The organism is Rhizobium sp. AC44/96, from assembly GCF_001692185.1.
GTDB lineage: Bacteria > Pseudomonadota > Alphaproteobacteria > Rhizobiales > Rhizobiaceae > Rhizobium.
In genome coordinates, this window is record NZ_LXKO01000012.1 from 1 (window position 1) to 17095 (window position 17095).

The following is a 17095-nucleotide window of genomic DNA, read 5'->3' on the forward strand; positions in this document are numbered from 1 at the left end:
AAACGCAGGAACTTGACCACTACGACTAACACAAACGATACCTAAAAGCGGGTCACTTCTCGGTGGAAACGCCGGGTCAGCTCTCAATGGGAATCAACAGCTCTAGCAATGGACCCCGGAGTAGACCCCGAATGTCATCCCGTGCGCTTGCGCCCCACGACGGTTGCCATGGTGCTTTCGGGCTGGCCTGACTGCTATGGCTTGGTGATGAACCAGCGGTTGAAGCTGTGGAGGTTGACTAGACCCCGCCGCCTGCCTCCACGTCCGTTCTCAATCTTCAAGTCTGAAACACGGGAAGAGTGCAATGGCATCCACCTTCGTCTTCAAGCTTACACTACCGTATGCTCGTCCTATGCTTGCTGGTGCGTGCCCACATATCGCGTCTAAGACCTTCTCCTGAATGTCTGCTTCAAAGCCGATACTCTTGAAGGTGTGTCGCCAGCCGTGGTTGGGGGCAACATTTGGGTCTTTGACGTACTCGCGGGCAAACTCCGCCAATCGGTTCTTCTTGCTTTGCCAGACACCCAGAAACGATTTGCCAGGCTTGATGGTCATGAACAGGTAGCCGTCCGGTGCTGCCTCAACGAACCGCATGAAGCCCATTTCGATAAGGTGAGCATGGAGCGGAACCTCGCGGAACTCCTTGCCTTTCATTGTGCCAGCCTCAGGGGTGAGCTTCATCACCCACGCACCTATGGTGGTGTCTCGGCTAAAGTCTTCTTTGCGGAGCTGCACTAGCTCACCGACTCGGGCTCCCGAATAGGCGCACAGCCAGGGGACCCAGCGTTTGGCTAGCTCGGTCTGATTGGGCTTCGCCTTGCCGATGAGAGCTTTATTGGCAGCCGTCAGCAGAGCCCTAGCCTCAAAGTCGGTGAACTCGCGCTCCCTGACCTTTGGCCTCTTACCCAGCTTCAAGCCGACACCTGTAGCCGGATTCGAAGGAAGCTTTCGGTTCGCGACGGCCCAATCAAAGACAGACTTGAAGGCCGTCAAATCGCTAGCCTTTACGGTCTTGGCCGAAACGGGCTTTCCAGTCTTAGGGTTGGGAGTAGTGAGCCGGTAGCCCTTGTACGCCACCACATCCTCCGGCGTCACTCGTTCGGCATCATCGTGCTTTAAGAAAGCGCTCAGGCCCTTGAAGGTGTTGGTATAGCTCTCTCGTGTGCTTTCTGACTTGCCAGCGGCTTTGGCCTCATTCCACCATGATGCCACAAGACCCGTTAGGGAGACTCTTGGCGTGGACATAGAGGGGTGTGGAGAGCTTTCCCATTGCGGATACCCCGAGAGCTTCGCATCTGGAGAATAGTCGCCAGCGAGCTTCCTGGCCGCCGTATTCATACCGTCAGCAACCGCCCGAGGTATTCTAGCCGCAAGCTGCGCGACAGACCGCTCGGATAGCGAGGGGATGCCTTTGAGTCTCCCCATGCGCTCGGCAAGTTGCTCTAGCTTCTGGCCCCGTCGTGGCTGGCGAAAGAATGCTGCTGGGTCTGTGGACGCCGACTCGGCGAGCTCTTGCTCCATCTGGTCCCACTCCATCACAAGCTCTGGGTCTATGAGGTGGTCGGTGTCTATCGTTCCTGTCTCTGGGTTCACTGTGAGCATTTGGGAAGCGTCGGGATCTTGCGCCCAGGATGCGTGGAGCTCCCCAAGGAGGCTGGCAATCTGCTTCGCTGAGAGGTCTACTGGCTTCCCCGTACGCACCCTGGCGAAGAACTCCTCCACGTAGGCGAGAGCTTGGGCCTGCCTGATCCGAACAACGGAGGGGTCTGAGGTGGCGAGCGAGAACCGTATGCTCTGCGTGCTCGCGGTGACGATGAAGGACACCGTCGAATCACCCAGCGGAATGAACAGCGTTTGACCCACCAACTGAGACTTAATGTCAGCCGGTATGCGCTTCACAAAGCAGGCGTTGGAGGAGCCTTTCGAGACCATCGGACTTACCAATCGTAGGCGCATTGTTACAGACCTTTGTTACAAGGTATCCAATGCGCATCTTTTTGGAAAGGCTTAACTATTTGATCTGGCTAGCGATCAAAATGGAATGGTGCCCAGAAGAGGACTCGAACCTCCACACCCTTTCGGGTACCAGCACCTGAAGCTGGCGCGTCTACCAATTCCGCCATCTGGGCGACGGAGAGCCATGTACGGGGGTGGCCTCTTGCTGTCAACAGGGTTTTTGAAGTTTTTCTGACGGCGGGCAAAAAAGTCTGTGGTTGAGGAGCGGAAGTGCGCTTTTCACAGGCGCGTGACCACGCTTGATGCCGATTGGCGCGCGGTGCACTATATGATCCGGGACACGAAAGGATTGTGGCGATGCGCGATTTCAAGAATCTGTTGCTGATTGCTGTTTTGTCATTGGCACCCGGCGCATCGCTTTCGGCGATGCCTCTCGTGTCGTTGCCGCAGGGCGGGTCCGATCCCGATATCATCAAAGTGCAGACCATGTGCGACGCACGCGGCTGCTTTACCTACGGGCGTACACAATCCTTCCGTCCAGCCTACATGCAGCCGAACTATCGTCCGCCGACGGCGACAGGGCCGACCTACTACCGGCCGCGCGCGCAGGGGGCGGCGCCCCTCTATTACAATACGAAGCCGGTACAGACCGTTCGGCCGCAGACGCCCGACAAGAATTTCCATGTCCAGTGGTGTCGCAACCAGTACAGGACCTATAACCCGAAGACCGATCGCTTCCTTACCTACGAAGGCATCTACAAGACCTGCAGCTCGCCTTACGACTAGGCTCAGCTTTCAAGCGACGCCCGATCGGTATGACCGAGGTCCCTGCCCGGCTCGATAATGTCGCGCAGGCGCTGCTTGAGCTCCTTCGGGCCGGGAAAGCCGCCGTCCCGCTTGCGCTCCCATATCAGTTCGTCATCCACGCGGATCTCGAAGTTGCCGCCGGTGCCGGGAATGAGAGCGACTTCGCCCAGACTGTCGGTAAAGGTCTGCAGCAACTCCTGCGCCATCCAGCCTGCCCGCAGCAGCCAGTTGCACTGGGTGCAATAGAGGATTGTGACGCGGGCTTTCTTGTCGCTCATCGGAGGCTCCTATGGTGATCCGGCTTCGCTAACTGCCTACACAGGACGCAATGCATATTGCAACGGCGAAGCGCATGGTGTTCCTGTTTCCCGGGTGAGAAGACAGGAGTCGCTGATGCGGGTAGCTATCGTCGAGAACATGAAGAATACGCCGCTTGGACCGCTCGGTCTGGCACTGGCCGAAGCAGGCGCCGAAATCACCTATTTCAGGCCTTACATCGACCAGAAGCTCCCTGCAGGCATCTTCGACCATGATGCGCTGGTCGTGCTTGGCGGCGAGCAGAACGCACTCGACGACGCAAAGCACCCCTATCTGCCGGCTCTGGCGCGGCTGATGCAACGCTTCACCGAATCAGGCAAGGCAGTGCTCGGCATCTGCCTTGGCGCTCAGTTGCTGGCGCGCGGCCATGGTGCGGAGAACCGCCTGAACTTCCAGCTGGAATTCGGCTGGCAACCGATCGAGCAGACTGAGGATGGCAAGAGTGATCCGCTGCTGGCGGGTCTCGATGCGACGTTCACGACCTTCGAATGGCACAGCGACACGTTCACGCTGCCTGCTGGGGCCACCCGCCTGGCGACCGGGACACTGGTGGAAAACCAGGCGTTTCGTGTCGGGCGCGCGGCCTACGGCACGCAGTTTCACTTCGAGGCCAGCTCCGGCGTCGTCGCCGACTGGACGGTGGACTTCGAGGCCTCGATCAGGCGCATGGAGCCGGACTGGCTCGAGCGCTATCCGGCGCTTGCGGCAGAACACGCCGAAAAGGCCGATGTGACGGGGCTGACGATCGCGCGCAACTGGGTGCGCTTGATCGATGTTGCCACGGCCGACAAGCAACTTGTCGCCAGCGCCTAAGGTGAGATGCCGCCGATCATCCTCGGCCCTTCGCCGAGGATCTGCGGCTCCGCGACCGTCACAGCCGTAGCGATTCCGGATAAGCCCAAGCTCACATGTGGGAAGGTCGCCCAGGGATAAGGGCGGCACCAAGCGATGCCGCCCGTCTCTCGTTACCCTTCTGACCTGATCCAGACGAGCATTTCGCCGGGAGTACGGTTGTCCCAGAGGTGGTACGGCACGAATCGAACCGTGGTCTCCTTCGCCGCGGGCGGCGTGGTACGATAGAGCGTCGAGCCCCATTCCTCCGTTTCCCTGACTGCAGGGATATCCAGCGCGACGGCGCCGCGGAGTTCGGCGATTTCCGCCGTCTTCGCGGTCGAGACGCCACCCTTGAGCTGTATCCCGTTCAGACCTGAACCGTTGTCGGTTGCCTCCACGCAATAGACCAGCGGCCCGCGCATCAAAGCAGCCCGTCCGGCATCCTGGCGTACGAGCGGATTTGCCCAGAGCGCACGCGTGGCAAGCGGAATCTCGAGATCGATCTGGTCGCCGCTCTTCCATTCGCGCTCGATGCGAGCATAGCCATCGATCTCGACCGATGCGAGGTTAACCGGCTCGCCGTTGACCCGGAGCTTCGCGCCATCGGCCCACTCCGGAATACGCAACGACACGGCAAAACGCGTCGGCTTTTCGGTGGTCACATCGAAGTGGATGGCGCCGTCCCACGGATAGCGGGTCTGCTGCGCAAGTTCGACCGATGCGCCGGCGATCTCGAAACGAGCCTTGCCTTCGCCGTAGAGATGAACCGCGATCTCGTCTTCCGCGACGCCATACATGTAGGAGCCGATCGAGGCGAGCAGACGGGCGATGTTCGGCGGGCAGCAGGGGCAATGGTGCCAAACCCAGCGATGGTGCTTGCCAGCGCTTTCCAGCGGGTTCTCGTAGAAGAACGTCTTGCCATCAAGCGACAGGCCGGACATCGCGCCGTTGTAGAGCGCCTGCTCCATGATGTCGGCGTAGCGGCGGTTCGGGCCGCGGCCGAGCATGCGGTTCGCCCAGAAGACGAGGCCGACGGAAGCGCAGGTCTCGGCATAGGCACTCTCGTTCGGCAGATCGTAGTAGTCGGTGAAGCCCTCGTTGGCAGCCGCCGGACCGATGCCGCCGGTCACGTACATCTGCTTGGTCGTCAGATCGTCCCACAAGGTCTCCAGAGCGTTGGTCAGGCTGTCATCGCTGTACTCGGTCGCGATGTCGGCCATGCCCGAATAGAGGTACATGGCGCGAACGGCGTGGCCGACGACCTTCTTCTGGTCGCGGACCGGCTCATGGGCCTGGCCATACTCGTAGGTCTTCTGGTGATAATCTTCGGCGCTGCGGCCGTCGCGGATCGCCTCTTCGGTGAAGAAGTTCGGCTCGGTCCCGCGTTCATCGACGAAGAACTTGGCGAGGTCCAGATACTTCTTCTGACCCGTCACGCGGGCGAGCTTGACCAGCGCCAGCTCCACTTCCTCGTGGCCGCAATAGCCCGCGATTTGGCCCGGGCCATGGCCGAAGACGGTGATCATGTAGTCGGAAAAGCGGCACATGATATCCAGCAGCTTGCGCTTGCCGGTGGCCTGGTAATAGGCGACCGCGCCTTCGATCAGATGGCCGGCGCAATAGAGTTCATGATGGTCGCGCAGGTTAGTCCAGCGGCGATCGGGCTGGACGCGCTGGAACCAGGCATTCAGATAGCCATCCTTGTCCTGCAGCTTCTCGTACATATCGACGATGGCGTCGACGCGGGCTTCCAGCGCCGGATTGGCGCGCCGGTAGAGCGAATAGGCCACCGTCTCGATCGACTTGCCGAGATCGCTATCCCAGAACATCTGCGTCGAGCCACCCCATGGACCGATCGGGATGACGACGCCATCGCTCGGCTGGTCGACATCGATGGCGCGCACCATGCCGGCTTCCACGCAGCGGTCGAGCAGGGTTTCGGCGGTGGAATCACAAATCGCATCCTGGCGATCACCGAAGAGCCCATGCACATCGACGTTGGGAACGGGGAGCGGACGGAACTGGCGATCTCTTTTCAGCTTGTTCATGGCTTAATCCATTTCTCTCGGGAGGTTATTTCACTGCGCCGGCCATGAGCCCGCGCATGTAGTAGCGTTGCAAAAGCAGGAAGACGATCAGGCAGGGGATGGTCATCACGGCGACGCCGGCCTGCACGGCGCCCCAGTTGATCGCTCCAAGACGACCGGCGCGAACCGCCATCATCAGAACAGGGAGCGTGTATTTCTCATTGCTGGAGAGGAGCACGAGTGCTGCCAGAAACTCGTTCCACGCATTGAGGAAGGCGAAAATCGCCACCGTCGCTACACCCGGCAGCACGAGCGGCAGCAGCACCATGACCAGCATCTTCATGTCCTGCGCACCATCAATGCGCGCGGCTTCCTCGATCTCCTTCGGGACCGCGTCGAAGGCATTTCGCATCATGAAGACGGAGAAGGGCAGCTGCAGTGTCACGTAGACCAGCGTCAGGCCGAACAGCGAATTGTTGAGGCCAAGCTTCGCCAGGATGATGAAGAGCGGCGTGAGGATCGACTGGAACGGGATCATCAGCGTCGCGATGATCAGCACGAAGAAGACGTTCTTGAGCGGGAAGCGATAGCGCGAGAAGCCATAGCCGGCGAGCAGGCTGATGGCGACGGTCAACACCACGGTCGCCAGCGAGACGATCAGCGAATTGATCGTATGCTGCCAGATGCCGGCGCCGAAGCTGTCGAGCGAACGGTAGGAGTCGAAGCTGATCCCTGTCGTCGGCCACGGCGGCAGCGGTGGCAAGCGGGCTTCTGTGCCATGCCGCAGCGAGGCCAGCAGCGTGATGACGAAAGGGGCCAGAAAGAAGATCGTAATGGCCAGTCCGGTGCCGTGATAGGCCGTTTGCGCCCGCAGCTCCCTGCTTCTTGGCCGTCCAGTGACGCGGCTCATGCGCGCTCCTCCCCAACCTTGAGCAGCCAGAGCTGCGCAACGCTGATGACCACCAGAATGGCGAGAAGCGCGATGGACAGGGCTGCACCGTAGCCAAGATTGAAGGACACGAAGGACTGGTTGAAGATGTAATAGACGACCGAGATCATGCGGTTCTGTGGGCCGCCGGCGGTCATGATGTAGAACTGATCGAAGGCCAGGATGGATCCGGTGACCGAAATGATCAGCGCCAGCGCGATTGTGCGGCGCATCAGCGGCAGGGTAATGAAGCGAAAACGCTGCCACCATGACGCGCCATCGACGACGGCGGCTTCGGTCAGGTCGGCCGGGATCGCCTGCAGGCCGGTCAGAAGAATGATCATGGTGAAGCCCGCAATCTTCCAGACGACCATGACGATGATGGTGAGAAACGCGCTGTCGAAGGTCGCCAGCAAATTGGGGCTTCTCTCGACAAGGCCGAGTGCCTTCAAGGCCGGGCCGATGAAGCCGCTGTCGACATTGGCGAGCCAGACCCAGAGCAGCGAGGCGGACGCCAGCCCGACGACGACGGGCAGGAAGATGATCGTCCGGTAAGTGCTAACAAAGGCCCGTTCACGCTCGACGAACAGCGCGAGGGGAAAGGCAACGGCGAAGATCACGATGGTGACGATGACAGTATAGTAGGCTGTGAAGTTCAGCGCCGCCACGAAACGGCTGTCGTTGAACATGCGGAAGTAATTGTTGAAACCGATCCAGCGCTGGGCGCCCATCAGGGGCCAGTTGTGCAAGCTCATCCAGCCTGTGAAGATCACCGGCAGGACAAAGAAGACAATGACGAGAAGCATCGCCGGAGCGATATAGAGAAGGCCGGTCCATTCCGGTCTGGTAGTCCGCCTGCGCACACATGATCGCTGCACTTGACCTGTAACGGTCATCGAAACACTCCGCATCATTTCTGGGAAAACCGGCCGGAGGACTGCCACAATCCTCCGGCCGCGGCCTTTTGGGAGATTATTGGCCGCTGTCGATGATCGACTGCATCTCGGACTGCGCGGTCGAGAAGGCACCGTCCACGTCATCGCCGAAGATCGCGGCGTTGGTGAAGGTTGCCCACGGACCGTTGGCGCTGTTGATCAGATCGTTGAACTGCAGCGTGTAGGGCGTCTTGGCAACGCTGATTGCCTTCAGGCCGACCTGCAGGCGTGGATCGAGGCCTTCAAGCACCTTGTCGGCGATGTCGCCGCGCGTCGGCAGACTGCCGTACTTCGCCATCGTCTTCTGGCCGTCCATCGAATAGATGTATTCGAGGAAGTCCTTCACGGCGTCGATCTTCTTGGTGCCCTTGGTGATGACGAAGTTATCGCCACCGGCGAAGGACGACGGCTGGCCGTCAACACCGGGGATCAGCGTCACGCCGAAGTTGATATCGGGGTGCTCGGTGACCAGCGTGCCGATTGCAAAGGCGCCAAGGCTCTGCTGCCCGATCTTGCCGTTGGTGAAGCTCAGGAAGTTGGCGCCATTGTCGCTCGCAGCACCAGCCGGCACCAGGTCCTTCTTGACCATGTCACGGTAGTAGCCGACCGCCTTGCGCATCTGCGGCGTATCGAGTGTGGCGGTCTTGCCATCGGCCGACAGGATATCGGCACCGGCACCCCAGGTGAGTGGCGTGAAGGTGAAGATCATGCAGCCGCCACAACCGCCACCGGAGAAGTAGAAGCCGTAGGTGTCGTCACCGAGCTTGCGGATCTTTTCAGCGTTGGCGGTGATCTCTTCCCAGGTCGCGGGCGCCTTTTCCGGATCAAGCCCGGCCTTCTTGTAGAGATCCTTGTTCCAGGCAAAGACCGACGTTTCGACCGACAGGGGCAGGCCGTAGATGTGATCCTGATAGGTGCCGAGACGGACGTGCGACGGCGACAGCGAGTTGAAATAGGGCAGCTTCTTCGCCCAGTCGGTCAGGTCCTCGAGCTGGCCGGCAGCGGCAAAGGCCGGCGTATAGATGAGGTCCATCGACAGCGCGTCCGGCGCCTGACCGCCGGCAATGGCGGTGGCATATTTCTGGACGAGTTCAGAGAACGGAACTTCGGTCGCAACGACCTGGTTCTCGTGGCTGGCGTTGTAGGCCTCCACCACCTTCTTGAAGGATTCGCCGATACCGGAACGAACCCACATTTCCACCTTTTCGGCGGCCGATGCACCTGTCACCAGGCACAGGGTAGCAACGCTTGTCGCTGCCAATAGACGCTTGATCATGGCTTTCCTCCCAAAGTGGCGCTCTCCTCCGCGCCGGTTCCTCAACCCGTGGGGCTTCCCCCGCATGACTGCCGCACCACAAGACGGCACGGCAATTTCCTGACGCCGGCTTCCACCGCACGCCCTTCCGCCAGCGCCAGAACCGTCAACCCGGCCTGTCGTCCCAGCTCCTTGAGTTCCATATCGACCGACGTCAGCGGCGGACGGGTCTGCGCGGCGACAATCTCCCAATTGTCGAAGCCGACGACCGACACATCCTCCGGCACACGAATGCCGCGCTCACGCAAGGCGTCGACGGCGCCGCGCGCAATTTGGTCGTTGCCGCAGAAGAGCGCATCCGGCCGCTCGCCCTGCCCGGCCCAGATCTCGGCCACTGCCTCGTGCCCCCAGGCCTCGGCCCACTGGCCGTAAAGAACCAGACCTTTGTCGCCGATTACGTCGCGATAGGCCCCGGTACGCTCGCGAACCGAGAAGAAGCTTTCGGGACCGGTCACATGCGCAATTCGGCGGCGACCGGTTTTCACCAGCCATTCCACCGCCAGACGCGCGCCCTGCGCATCGTCGGAACGGAACGTGACGCTATCCGGTGCGCCTTCGGTAAAGGCGTAGACGACCGGCACGGGCACATTCGAAAGATCGACCGGCAACTGCCGATCCAGACGCTTGCCCGACGCAATAATGCCGTCCACCTGTTTTTCCAGCATCGCCTCGACGTGAACCTGGCCAAGCGCCGGATCATCCTCGATGGCACAGAGAAAGACCGAGACACCATGATCGACAAGCGCTTCCGAAATGCCCGCCATCAGCGGCAAGGTGAAACGACCGTAGGTGTCGTTCGTCAGAAGGCCAATGGTGAAACTGCGCTTGCTCAGCAGGCCGCGAGCGAGCGCATTGGGGCGAAAGCCCACATCTCCGGCGACCCGCTTCACACGCTCCCGCGTCTCGGCGCTCATGCGGCCCGTATCGTTCAGCGCCTTTGACGCCGTGGATATGCTGACCCCTGCCGCCGCCGCGACATCGTGGATCGTGGTCCGCCCTTTTTTTCCTCCCGCGATATCCACCGCGCTCTCCCGTATTTTTCGTGAGAAAACCTTTTCTCTTCCTGTTCGTCAAGTGAGAAAAGGTTTTCTCATTCAAATCATGGTTCTTGCTGAGAGACGGTTGCGGCAGGATCCGCAAACGAAAACGAGCGGTCCCTGATGGGAGCCGCTCGTCATTTTCATCGACGGGAGAGGATTATCCTTAGCCAGCTTTCAAGCTCGCCGCTGAATTGCCTACCAATTCCGGCATCAGATCGGCGATCTTCACGACGTTGCCACTGCGCGAACTGCTGAGAGCCGCAATGCCACAGAGGACCGACATGGCGCCGGCGCGGGTTCCGGCGCGCTGACCGAGCTTGTCCTCCATACCGGGCTTGAAGATCATGTTGCGCATCCTGTCGTCGCCGCCGTAGTGGCCGCCTGCCGAATGCGGTACGACGATGCGCTCGACGGCATCCCTGCCCTTGGGGAAATTGCGGATAAGAAGGATGGTATCTTCATCCGGCGTTTCCCAGGGCTGCTTTTCGAACTGGCGCAACTCGATGCGCCCCTCGGTGCCGTTGAAGGCGATGTGATGTCCCTCGATCGGCTGGAATGTATTCAGCGAGTAGGAGACATGGATATTGTTCTTGTAGCGGATGCTGACGACCATGGTATCCGGAATGTCGATGTCTTCGCGGTAGACGCAGCCGTCACGGAAATAGCCGTCAATTTCCGACGGATCCTCGTAGAGCGCATCGAGGAACGGATCGGCCTCCAGATCGAGATAGTAGTCGCACTCCTGAGTGTGCGGACAGAGCTTGCAACGCGGGCCACGGAACGGGCCCTTGCGGCCATAGTTCTGCAAATCGGCAAATGACGTGACCGCCTCGGGATCGCTGTCCAGGTACCAGTTCAGCAGATCGAAATGATGCGTTGCCTTGTGAACGAAGAGGCTGCCCGAATTTTCGGTGTAGGCGTGCCAGCGGCGGAAGTAGTCGGCACCGTGCTTGGTATCGAGGTACCAATGGAAATCCACCGAAGTGACCCGGCCGATCTCGCCCGAACTGAGAAGCTCCTTGATCTTCGCGGCCGTCGGCGCGTAGCGGTAGTTGAAAGAGACGTCGACGCGCTTACCGGTGCGCTTCTCGGCATCGAGGATGCGGCGAATCTTGTCGACGGCTGTCGTCATCGGCTTTTCGGTGATGACATCGATGCCGGCCTCAAGTGCCCGGACGACAATCTCGTCGTGCGTATAGTCAGGCGTACAGACGATGACCATGTCGACCTGCTGTTCGGCCAGCATCGCATCGATGTTCTCGTAAATCGGCGCATTGCTGCCAATCATCGTCCGCGCGCGTTCGGCGCGAAGCGAGTTGGTGTCCACGATGGCGACAAGGTCCACATGCTCCCGCCAGCCGGCGAGCAGTTCCTTGCCCCACATCGTGGTTCCGCGGTTGCCTGTTCCTATGAGTGCAAAGCGGCGTTTCTCCATCGGATGATCCTCCTTCATGCGTGCTGAAACGAAATTCCGTGCCTATGCCTGGCAGCAACTCCGGTAGCGCTCGACACAGGTGGCAATCACCTCATCCGCCGGGCGCTTCCACCAATTGTCCCCCGAGAAGATCTCGACCTCCTGGGCGCCAAAGAATCCCGCCCCTTCGACCATCCGTCGTATGCCTTTCAGATCGATGACGCCATCGCCCATCATGCCGCGGTCGGTCAGCATGTCCTTGGTGGGCACGAGCCAGTCGCAGATGTGGTGGGCGAGGATGCGGTCCATGCGACCGGCGCGCGCGATCTGGTTTGCAAGATCGGGATCCCACCAGACGTGATAGACATCGATCGCGACGCCGACGCCTTCGCCAACCTGTTCGCAAATATCCAGCGCCTGGCCGAGCGTGTTCACGCAGGAGCGATCGCCGGCATACATCGGGTGCAGCGGTTCGATTGCCAATGGCACGCCGGCGACGCGCGCATGCGGCAGGGTCGCCGCGATGCCATCGGTTACCATCTGGCGGGCGGCGCCGATATCCTTCGAGCTGCCGGGCAGGCCGCCGACGACGAGCACGAGGCAATCCGCGCCAAGGGCCGCAGCCTCGTCAACCGCGCGCTTGTTGTCGTCAATCGCCTTCTGGCGACCATCCGCATCCACTGCGGGGAAAAACCCGCCGCGGCATAGCCCCGTCAGTTTGAGTCCATTTGCACGGACAATACGCACCGCCTCATCAAGGCCGGCCGCCGCCACCTGGTCGCGCCATGGCGCGATGGCGGTGATGCCGTGCTTCAGACAAACATCCACGGCAGCGGCAAAGCCACATTGCTCGCGGATTGTCGCGAGATTGATCGAAAGTCCTTCTACCATTCTGATCCTCCCGCTTCAGACGACGCCGTGCACGGCCAGCACATTCTTCATCCGAGCGACCGCACGATCGGGGTCGGCAAGTACGCGGGCCTTATCGGCGAGACGGAAAAGCTCGGCGAGATGCGAAAGCGAACGCGCGCTTTGCTGGCCGCCGACCATGACGAAGTGATCCTGCAGACCATTGAGGTAGGCGAGAAAGACGACACCTGTCTTGTAGAAGCGGGTCGGCGATTTGAAGATATGGCGAGAGAGCGGAACCGTCGGCTCAAGCAGCTCGAAGAACTCCTTATCGCGATTGGACCCCAATGCCTCCAGAGCTGCTGAAGCGGCCGGCGCGATGGCATCGAAGATACCGAGCAATGCATCCGAATGCCCCTGTTCATCGCCGGCTATCAATTCCGCGTAGTTGAAGTCGTCGCCGGTGAACATGCGTACAGCATCCGGCAACTGCCGGCGCATGGCGATCTCCTTTTCCTTGGAGAGGAGCGAGATCTTGATGCCCTCAACCTTCGCCGCATTGGCTTCGATCACCTGCAGGCAAGTGGACATCGCCTTCATGTGATCGACGTTACCCCAATAGCCCTCAAGAGCCGGGTCGAACATCTCACCAAGCCAGTGGATGATGACAGGCTGCTTCGCCTGCCTGAGTATTCGATCGTAGACCCTGACATAATCATCTGGATGCTTTGCTGCCGCGGCCAGCGCGCGGCTCGCCATCAGGATGATACGCCCGCCCGCGGCCTCCACGGTCTCCATCTGCTCTTCGTAAGCCCTGATGATCTGATCGATCGTCACATCAGGCCCTGCAACGAGATGATCGGTGCCGACGCCACAGGCGATCAGAGCATCTTTTCGGCCAGCGGCTTCCGCCAGCGCGCGCCGAATGAGCTCCCGCGCCTCCGGCCAGCCAAGTCCCATGCCGCGCTGGGCGGTATCCATGGCCTCGGCGACGCCGAGGCCGAGGTCCCAAAGCCGGTGGCGGAACGCCAGCGTCCGGTCCCAATCGATTGCGGGCGCAATCCATGGGTCGTTGTCCGCAAGAGGGTCCGCAACGACATGGGCGGCGGCATAGGCAATGCGGGAGAAGTCCTTGGCGTCGCGCTTCTTGAGCTCGATCGGAGAACCGGTCAACTCATAGGGCACTATCTTGCCGTCGATAGGAAGGTTGATCGTGGTCACGGCTCAGAACTCCAGTGCTGGAACGTCGAGCCAACGGCGCTCTGCCCATGACTTCAACGCCAGTTCGGCGAGCTGGACGCCCTTGGCGCCTGCCTCCAGGCCGTAAGGCCACGGAGCATCTTCGGCGACATGGCGAAGGAACATTTCCCACTGCGCCTTGAAGCCGTTGTCGAACAACTGGGTATCCGGCACTTCGTCCCAGGTGTTGTAGAAATCGATCGTCTGCGGTTGATCAGGGTTCCAGACCGGCTTCGGCGTATTGACGCGATGCTGCGTCCAGCACTTGGTCAGTCCGGCGACCGCTGAGCCATGCGTGCCATCCACCTGGAATGTCACGAGGTCGTCGCGGCGAACGCGCACGGCCCAGGACGAGTTGATATGGGCAACGACCCCGCCGTCCAGCTCGAACGTCGCATAGGCGGCATCGTCGGTGTCGCAATGGTAAGGCTTGCCCTGCTCATCGATGCGCGTGCCGATATGGGTTGCTCCCAGGCACGAAACCGCCTTCACCTCTCCGAAGAGATTGTCGAGGACGTAGCGCCAATGGCAGAGCATGTCGAGAATGATGCCGCCGCCATCGGCCTTGCGGTAGTTCCAGGAGGGCCGCTGGGCCGGAACGCCCCAGTCGCCTTCGAAGACCCAGTAGCCGAACTCGCCGCGCACGGAGAGGATCTTGCCGAAGAAGCCGGAATCGCGCAGGAGCGCCAGCTTGCGCAGGCCCGGCAGAAACAGCTTGTCCTGCACGACGCCGTGCTTGAGACCCGAAGCGCGCGCCTTTCTGGCGAGATCGATCGCCACCTGCAGGTCGTCCGAGATCGGCTTTTCGCAGTAGACGTGCTTGCCGGCGTCCAACGCCCTCGAGAGCAGCTCGGCTCGCATCAAGGTCGTTCCGGCATCGAAGAAGATCTGGTCTTCAGGATTTGCCAGAGCCGCGTCGAGATCCGTGGACCAGCGCTTGATGTTGTGCTTGCGCGCCAGCTCTTCCATCTTGGCGCCATTGCGGCCTACGATGATCGGATCGATCTCAAGCTTCTCGCCAGACTTCAGCACCAATCCACCCTGATCGCGTATTGCCAGGATCGATCGGACGAGATGCTGGTTGTAGCCCATACGGCCTGTAACGCCGTGCAAAATAATCCCTAGACGAGCCATGTTTCTCTCCCTGCAAAAGCTTTGCGAGGCCGGTCGCGCATACTGCACGGCTCCTCCCGGCCAGTAACTAAACAGTTACTTGATGACAGACGAAAAGCGCGGCTGTCAATAGACAAAACCAAATTTCAGAAATCAGGCGGCGATGGAGGCGAGCGTCACATGGACGATATGGCGCTCCCAGGCATCCAGATTCTCGGGCGTGGCGAGCTCTCGTCCGAAGATCGTCGAGAGTGTGTATTGATTGGAAAGATAGAAATATCCGAGCGAAGCGATCGTCAGATAGACGTTCAACGGATCGGCGTTTTCGGCGAAGACACCTTCCACCTTGCCGCGGGCGATGACCTGAGAAAGTTCACCGATCAGATGCGAATGGAGCTCCTTCAGCCGGACCGACTGGCGCAGCCAGCGTGCGCGATGCAGGTTCTCGGTGCCGAGCAGGCTGAGGAATTCCGGGTGCTTGAGAAAATAGCGCCAGGTGAACAGCGCCAGTTCGCCGATCCCCTCCTTCGGACTGCGATCGCCGATATGCAATTCTCGCTCGGCCGTGCGGATGGCGACGTAGGCCTCCTCCAGCACGTGTAGGTAAAGCCGCTCCTTGTCTCCGAAATAGTGGTAGAGCATGCGCTTGTTGGTGCCCGCCCGCTCGGCAATCGCATCCACCCGGGCACCGCCCATGCCATTCTCGGCAAACTCTTTCGTTGCCGCCTCAAGGATCGCGGCGCGCGTGCGTTCCGGATCGCGTTGCAGCACGCGCTCTGATGAGCGGCGCCTTGCCGTCTTCTTTTCCCCACTGCCGTCGGCGCTATCCATTAACCCTACCTTCCTTTGATCCCCCGCTGCGCTCATAATATTTCGCGATGATAATGTAAAAACGAATTCCACATGGAGCCCGCGACATCAGCGCTTGACAGGTTCGGTCCTTCTCCATAGCTTGTAACCAATTAGTTATTTGTTGCAAGAGAAACCAGCAAGGAGCGTGTGGAGGCGCTCCCCAAGGAGGAGGAAAAACAGATGACACTACGCGTAAACAGACGTCATTTTCTGGCGGGAGGAGCGACGCTTCTTTCGATGTCGGCCTTGGGGTCGGCTGCATTCGCTGCCGACGCTCGGCTGCGGCTTCTCTGGTGGGGATCGCAACCGCGCGCAGACCGCACCAACAAGGTATCCCAGCTTTACCAGACGAAGAACCCGGGCACCTCAATCACCGGGGAATTCCTGGGCTGGAACGATTATTGGCCGCGCCTCGCGACCCAAGTCGCCGGTCGCAACGCCCCCGACGTCATCCAGATGGACTATCGCTATATCGTCGAATACGCCCGGCGCGGCGCGCTGGCTCCGCTTGAGAGCTACATGCCGGCCAAGCTCAGCCTCGGCGATTTCGATCCCGCGCAGGTCGAGGGCGGCAGCGTTGATGGCCACCTTTACGGCGTCAGTCTCGGCGCCAATGCAGCAGCAACCGTTTTGAACACGACCGCTTTCAAGGAAGCCGGCGTTGATCTGCCCACGCAGGCGACCACTTGGGAAGAGTTCGGCAAGATTGGCGCCGAAATCACCAAGGCCGGCAAGCGCAAGGGCATGTTCGGCTTTGCCGACGGCAGCGGCAACGAACCGCTTCTGGAAAACTACCTGCGCCAGCGCGGTAAGGCGCTCTATACGGCTGATTCCAAGATTGCGTTCGGCGTGGACGATGCATCGGAATGGTTCGACATGTGGAGCAAGTTCCGCGAAGCCGGAGCCTGCGTGCCGCCTGACGTTCAGGCTCTCTACAAGGACACGATCGACACCAGCCCCGTCACGCTCGGCAAGGCTGCCGCCGATTACGCGCACAGCAACCAGTTTGTCGGCTTCCAGGCGATCAGCAAGGATAAGCTGGCACTGACGAACTACATGCGTATCAAGCCGGATTCCAAGGGTGGCCACTACCGCAAGCCGTCCATGTTCTTCTCGGTTTCGTCGCAATCGAAGGTGCTCGATCAGGCCGTCGACTACGTCAACTTCTTCGTCACCAATCCCGATGCGGCCGTGGCGCTCGACGTCGAACGCGGCATCCCGGAATCGAAGGCGATGCGCGACGTCGTGGCCGCGAAGCTGGATGAGACCGGCAAGATCCCGCTTGAATATGTCAGCGGACTTGGCGACCTCGCCGGCAAGCTGCCCCCGCCGCCTCCATCAGGAGCCGGCGAAGGTCAGGTAACCCTCCGCACCATCTCCGAGCAGGTTGCCTTCGGCCAGCTTTCGGCGGGCGACGGTGCCAAGCAGCTTGTTGACGAAATCACGCGACTTCTCGCGCGGGGCTAGT

15 protein-coding genes and 1 tRNA gene are annotated in these 17095 nt (G+C 60.5%); 3 read left to right on the forward strand and 13 right to left on the reverse strand.

Annotated elements, in window-relative coordinates:
* Positions 1-270: 270 nt before the first annotated feature.
* Together A6U87_RS11715 and A6U87_RS11720 are read right to left on the reverse strand one after the other, a co-directional pair.
* Positions 271-1932, reverse strand: coding sequence for a tyrosine-type recombinase/integrase (locus A6U87_RS11715; RefSeq protein WP_065691532.1), 1662 nt, complete (start codon positions 1930-1932; stop codon positions 271-273).
* Positions 1933-2042: 110 nt separating this feature from the next.
* A tRNA-Leu gene (locus tag A6U87_RS11720) sits at positions 2043-2129 on the reverse strand.
* Positions 2130-2313: 184 nt separating this feature from the next.
* Between A6U87_RS11720 and A6U87_RS11725 the strand changes: the two genes are divergently transcribed.
* Positions 2314-2742 (forward strand): BA14K family protein, encoded by a 429-nt coding sequence (locus A6U87_RS11725; protein ID WP_065691451.1) that lies wholly within the window; start codon positions 2314-2316, stop codon positions 2740-2742.
* Positions 2743-2744: 2 nt separating this feature from the next.
* Here A6U87_RS11725 and A6U87_RS11730 read toward each other — a convergent pair whose 3' ends face one another.
* Complete coding sequence (locus A6U87_RS11730) at positions 2745-3041, reverse strand: SelT/SelW/SelH family protein (RefSeq protein ID WP_065691452.1); 297 nt, start codon at positions 3039-3041, stop codon at positions 2745-2747.
* Positions 3042-3156: 115 nt separating this feature from the next.
* Between A6U87_RS11730 and A6U87_RS11735 the strand changes: the two genes are divergently transcribed.
* Entirely contained in the window at positions 3157-3894 is a 738-nt protein-coding gene (locus A6U87_RS11735) for a type 1 glutamine amidotransferase (protein ID WP_065691453.1), read from the forward strand.
* A 152-nt stretch (positions 3895-4046) separates the two neighbouring features.
* Here A6U87_RS11735 and A6U87_RS11740 read toward each other — a convergent pair whose 3' ends face one another.
* The 10 genes from A6U87_RS11740 to A6U87_RS11785 all read right to left on the reverse strand — a co-directional run bounded on the left by A6U87_RS11740 (position 4047) and on the right by A6U87_RS11785 (position 15606).
* Entirely contained in the window at positions 4047-5963 is a 1917-nt protein-coding gene (locus A6U87_RS11740; RefSeq protein WP_065691454.1) for a glycoside hydrolase family 127 protein, read from the reverse strand.
* Between the two features lie 25 nt (positions 5964-5988).
* Positions 5989-6852: a carbohydrate ABC transporter permease gene (locus A6U87_RS11745; protein WP_065691455.1), complete on the reverse strand. Its 864-nt coding sequence runs from the start codon at positions 6850-6852 to the stop codon at positions 5989-5991.
* Positions 6849-7766 carry a carbohydrate ABC transporter permease gene (locus A6U87_RS11750; RefSeq protein WP_065691533.1) on the reverse strand — a complete coding sequence of 306 codons (918 nt, stop codon included), beginning with the start codon at positions 7764-7766 and terminating at the stop codon, positions 6849-6851. The genes A6U87_RS11745 and A6U87_RS11750 overlap by 4 nt, the downstream gene beginning before the upstream one ends.
* Before the next feature lie 76 nt (positions 7767-7842).
* A complete protein-coding gene (locus A6U87_RS11755) occupies positions 7843-9081 on the reverse strand; it encodes a sugar ABC transporter substrate-binding protein (RefSeq protein ID WP_065691456.1) in 1239 nt (412 codons plus the stop codon).
* Between the two features lie 41 nt (positions 9082-9122).
* Complete coding sequence (locus A6U87_RS11760; protein WP_065691457.1) at positions 9123-10142, reverse strand: LacI family DNA-binding transcriptional regulator; 1020 nt, start codon at positions 10140-10142, stop codon at positions 9123-9125.
* 181 nt (positions 10143-10323) lie between these two features.
* On the reverse strand, positions 10324-11595 hold the full coding sequence (locus A6U87_RS11765) for a Gfo/Idh/MocA family protein (protein ID WP_065691458.1): 1272 nt from the start codon (positions 11593-11595) through the stop codon (positions 10324-10326).
* Positions 11596-11637: 42 nt separating this feature from the next.
* The gene (locus A6U87_RS11770; RefSeq protein ID WP_065691459.1) at positions 11638-12465 is read right to left on the reverse strand and encodes a sugar phosphate isomerase/epimerase; all 828 of its coding nucleotides are present in this window, start codon (positions 12463-12465) and stop codon (positions 11638-11640) included.
* 15 nt (positions 12466-12480) lie between these two features.
* Positions 12481-13644, reverse strand: a complete 1164-nt coding sequence (locus A6U87_RS11775; protein WP_065691460.1) for a dihydrodipicolinate synthase family protein — start codon at positions 13642-13644, stop codon at positions 12481-12483.
* A 3-nt stretch (positions 13645-13647) separates the two neighbouring features.
* A complete protein-coding gene (locus A6U87_RS11780; RefSeq protein WP_065691461.1) occupies positions 13648-14796 on the reverse strand; it encodes a Gfo/Idh/MocA family protein in 1149 nt (382 codons plus the stop codon).
* A gap of 132 nt (positions 14797-14928) precedes the next feature.
* Entirely contained in the window at positions 14929-15606 is a 678-nt protein-coding gene (locus tag A6U87_RS11785) for a TetR/AcrR family transcriptional regulator (RefSeq protein ID WP_065691462.1), read from the reverse strand.
* Between the two features lie 201 nt (positions 15607-15807).
* On the opposite strand from A6U87_RS11785, the gene A6U87_RS11790 reads away from it, so the two are divergent.
* Positions 15808-17094, forward strand: coding sequence for an ABC transporter substrate-binding protein (locus tag A6U87_RS11790; protein WP_065691463.1), 1287 nt, complete (start codon positions 15808-15810; stop codon positions 17092-17094).
* Position 17095 lies beyond the last annotated feature (1 nt).

Coding starts and splice junctions, on each gene's coding strand:
- A6U87_RS11715 (WP_065691532.1), bottom strand. CDS start 1,932: ATGGTCTCGAAAGGCTCCTCCAACGCCTGCTTTGTGAAGCGCATACCG.
- A6U87_RS11725 (WP_065691451.1), top strand. CDS start 2,314: ATGCGCGATTTCAAGAATCTGTTGCTGATTGCTGTTTTGTCATTGGCA.
- A6U87_RS11730 (WP_065691452.1), bottom strand. CDS start 3,041: ATGAGCGACAAGAAAGCCCGCGTCACAATCCTCTATTGCACCCAGTGC.
- A6U87_RS11735 (WP_065691453.1), top strand. CDS start 3,157: ATGCGGGTAGCTATCGTCGAGAACATGAAGAATACGCCGCTTGGACCG.
- A6U87_RS11740 (WP_065691454.1), bottom strand. CDS start 5,963: ATGAACAAGCTGAAAAGAGATCGCCAGTTCCGTCCGCTCCCCGTTCCC.
- A6U87_RS11745 (WP_065691455.1), bottom strand. CDS start 6,852: ATGAGCCGCGTCACTGGACGGCCAAGAAGCAGGGAGCTGCGGGCGCAA.
- A6U87_RS11750 (WP_065691533.1), bottom strand. CDS start 7,766: ATGACCGTTACAGGTCAAGTGCAGCGATCATGTGTGCGCAGGCGGACT.
- A6U87_RS11755 (WP_065691456.1), bottom strand. CDS start 9,081: ATGATCAAGCGTCTATTGGCAGCGACAAGCGTTGCTACCCTGTGCCTG.
- A6U87_RS11765 (WP_065691458.1), bottom strand. CDS start 11,595: ATGGAGAAACGCCGCTTTGCACTCATAGGAACAGGCAACCGCGGAACC.
- A6U87_RS11770 (WP_065691459.1), bottom strand. CDS start 12,465: ATGGTAGAAGGACTTTCGATCAATCTCGCGACAATCCGCGAGCAATGT.
- A6U87_RS11780 (WP_065691461.1), bottom strand. CDS start 14,796: ATGGCTCGTCTAGGGATTATTTTGCACGGCGTTACAGGCCGTATGGGC.
- A6U87_RS11785 (WP_065691462.1), bottom strand. CDS start 15,606: ATGGATAGCGCCGACGGCAGTGGGGAAAAGAAGACGGCAAGGCGCCGC.
- A6U87_RS11790 (WP_065691463.1), top strand. CDS start 15,808: ATGACACTACGCGTAAACAGACGTCATTTTCTGGCGGGAGGAGCGACG.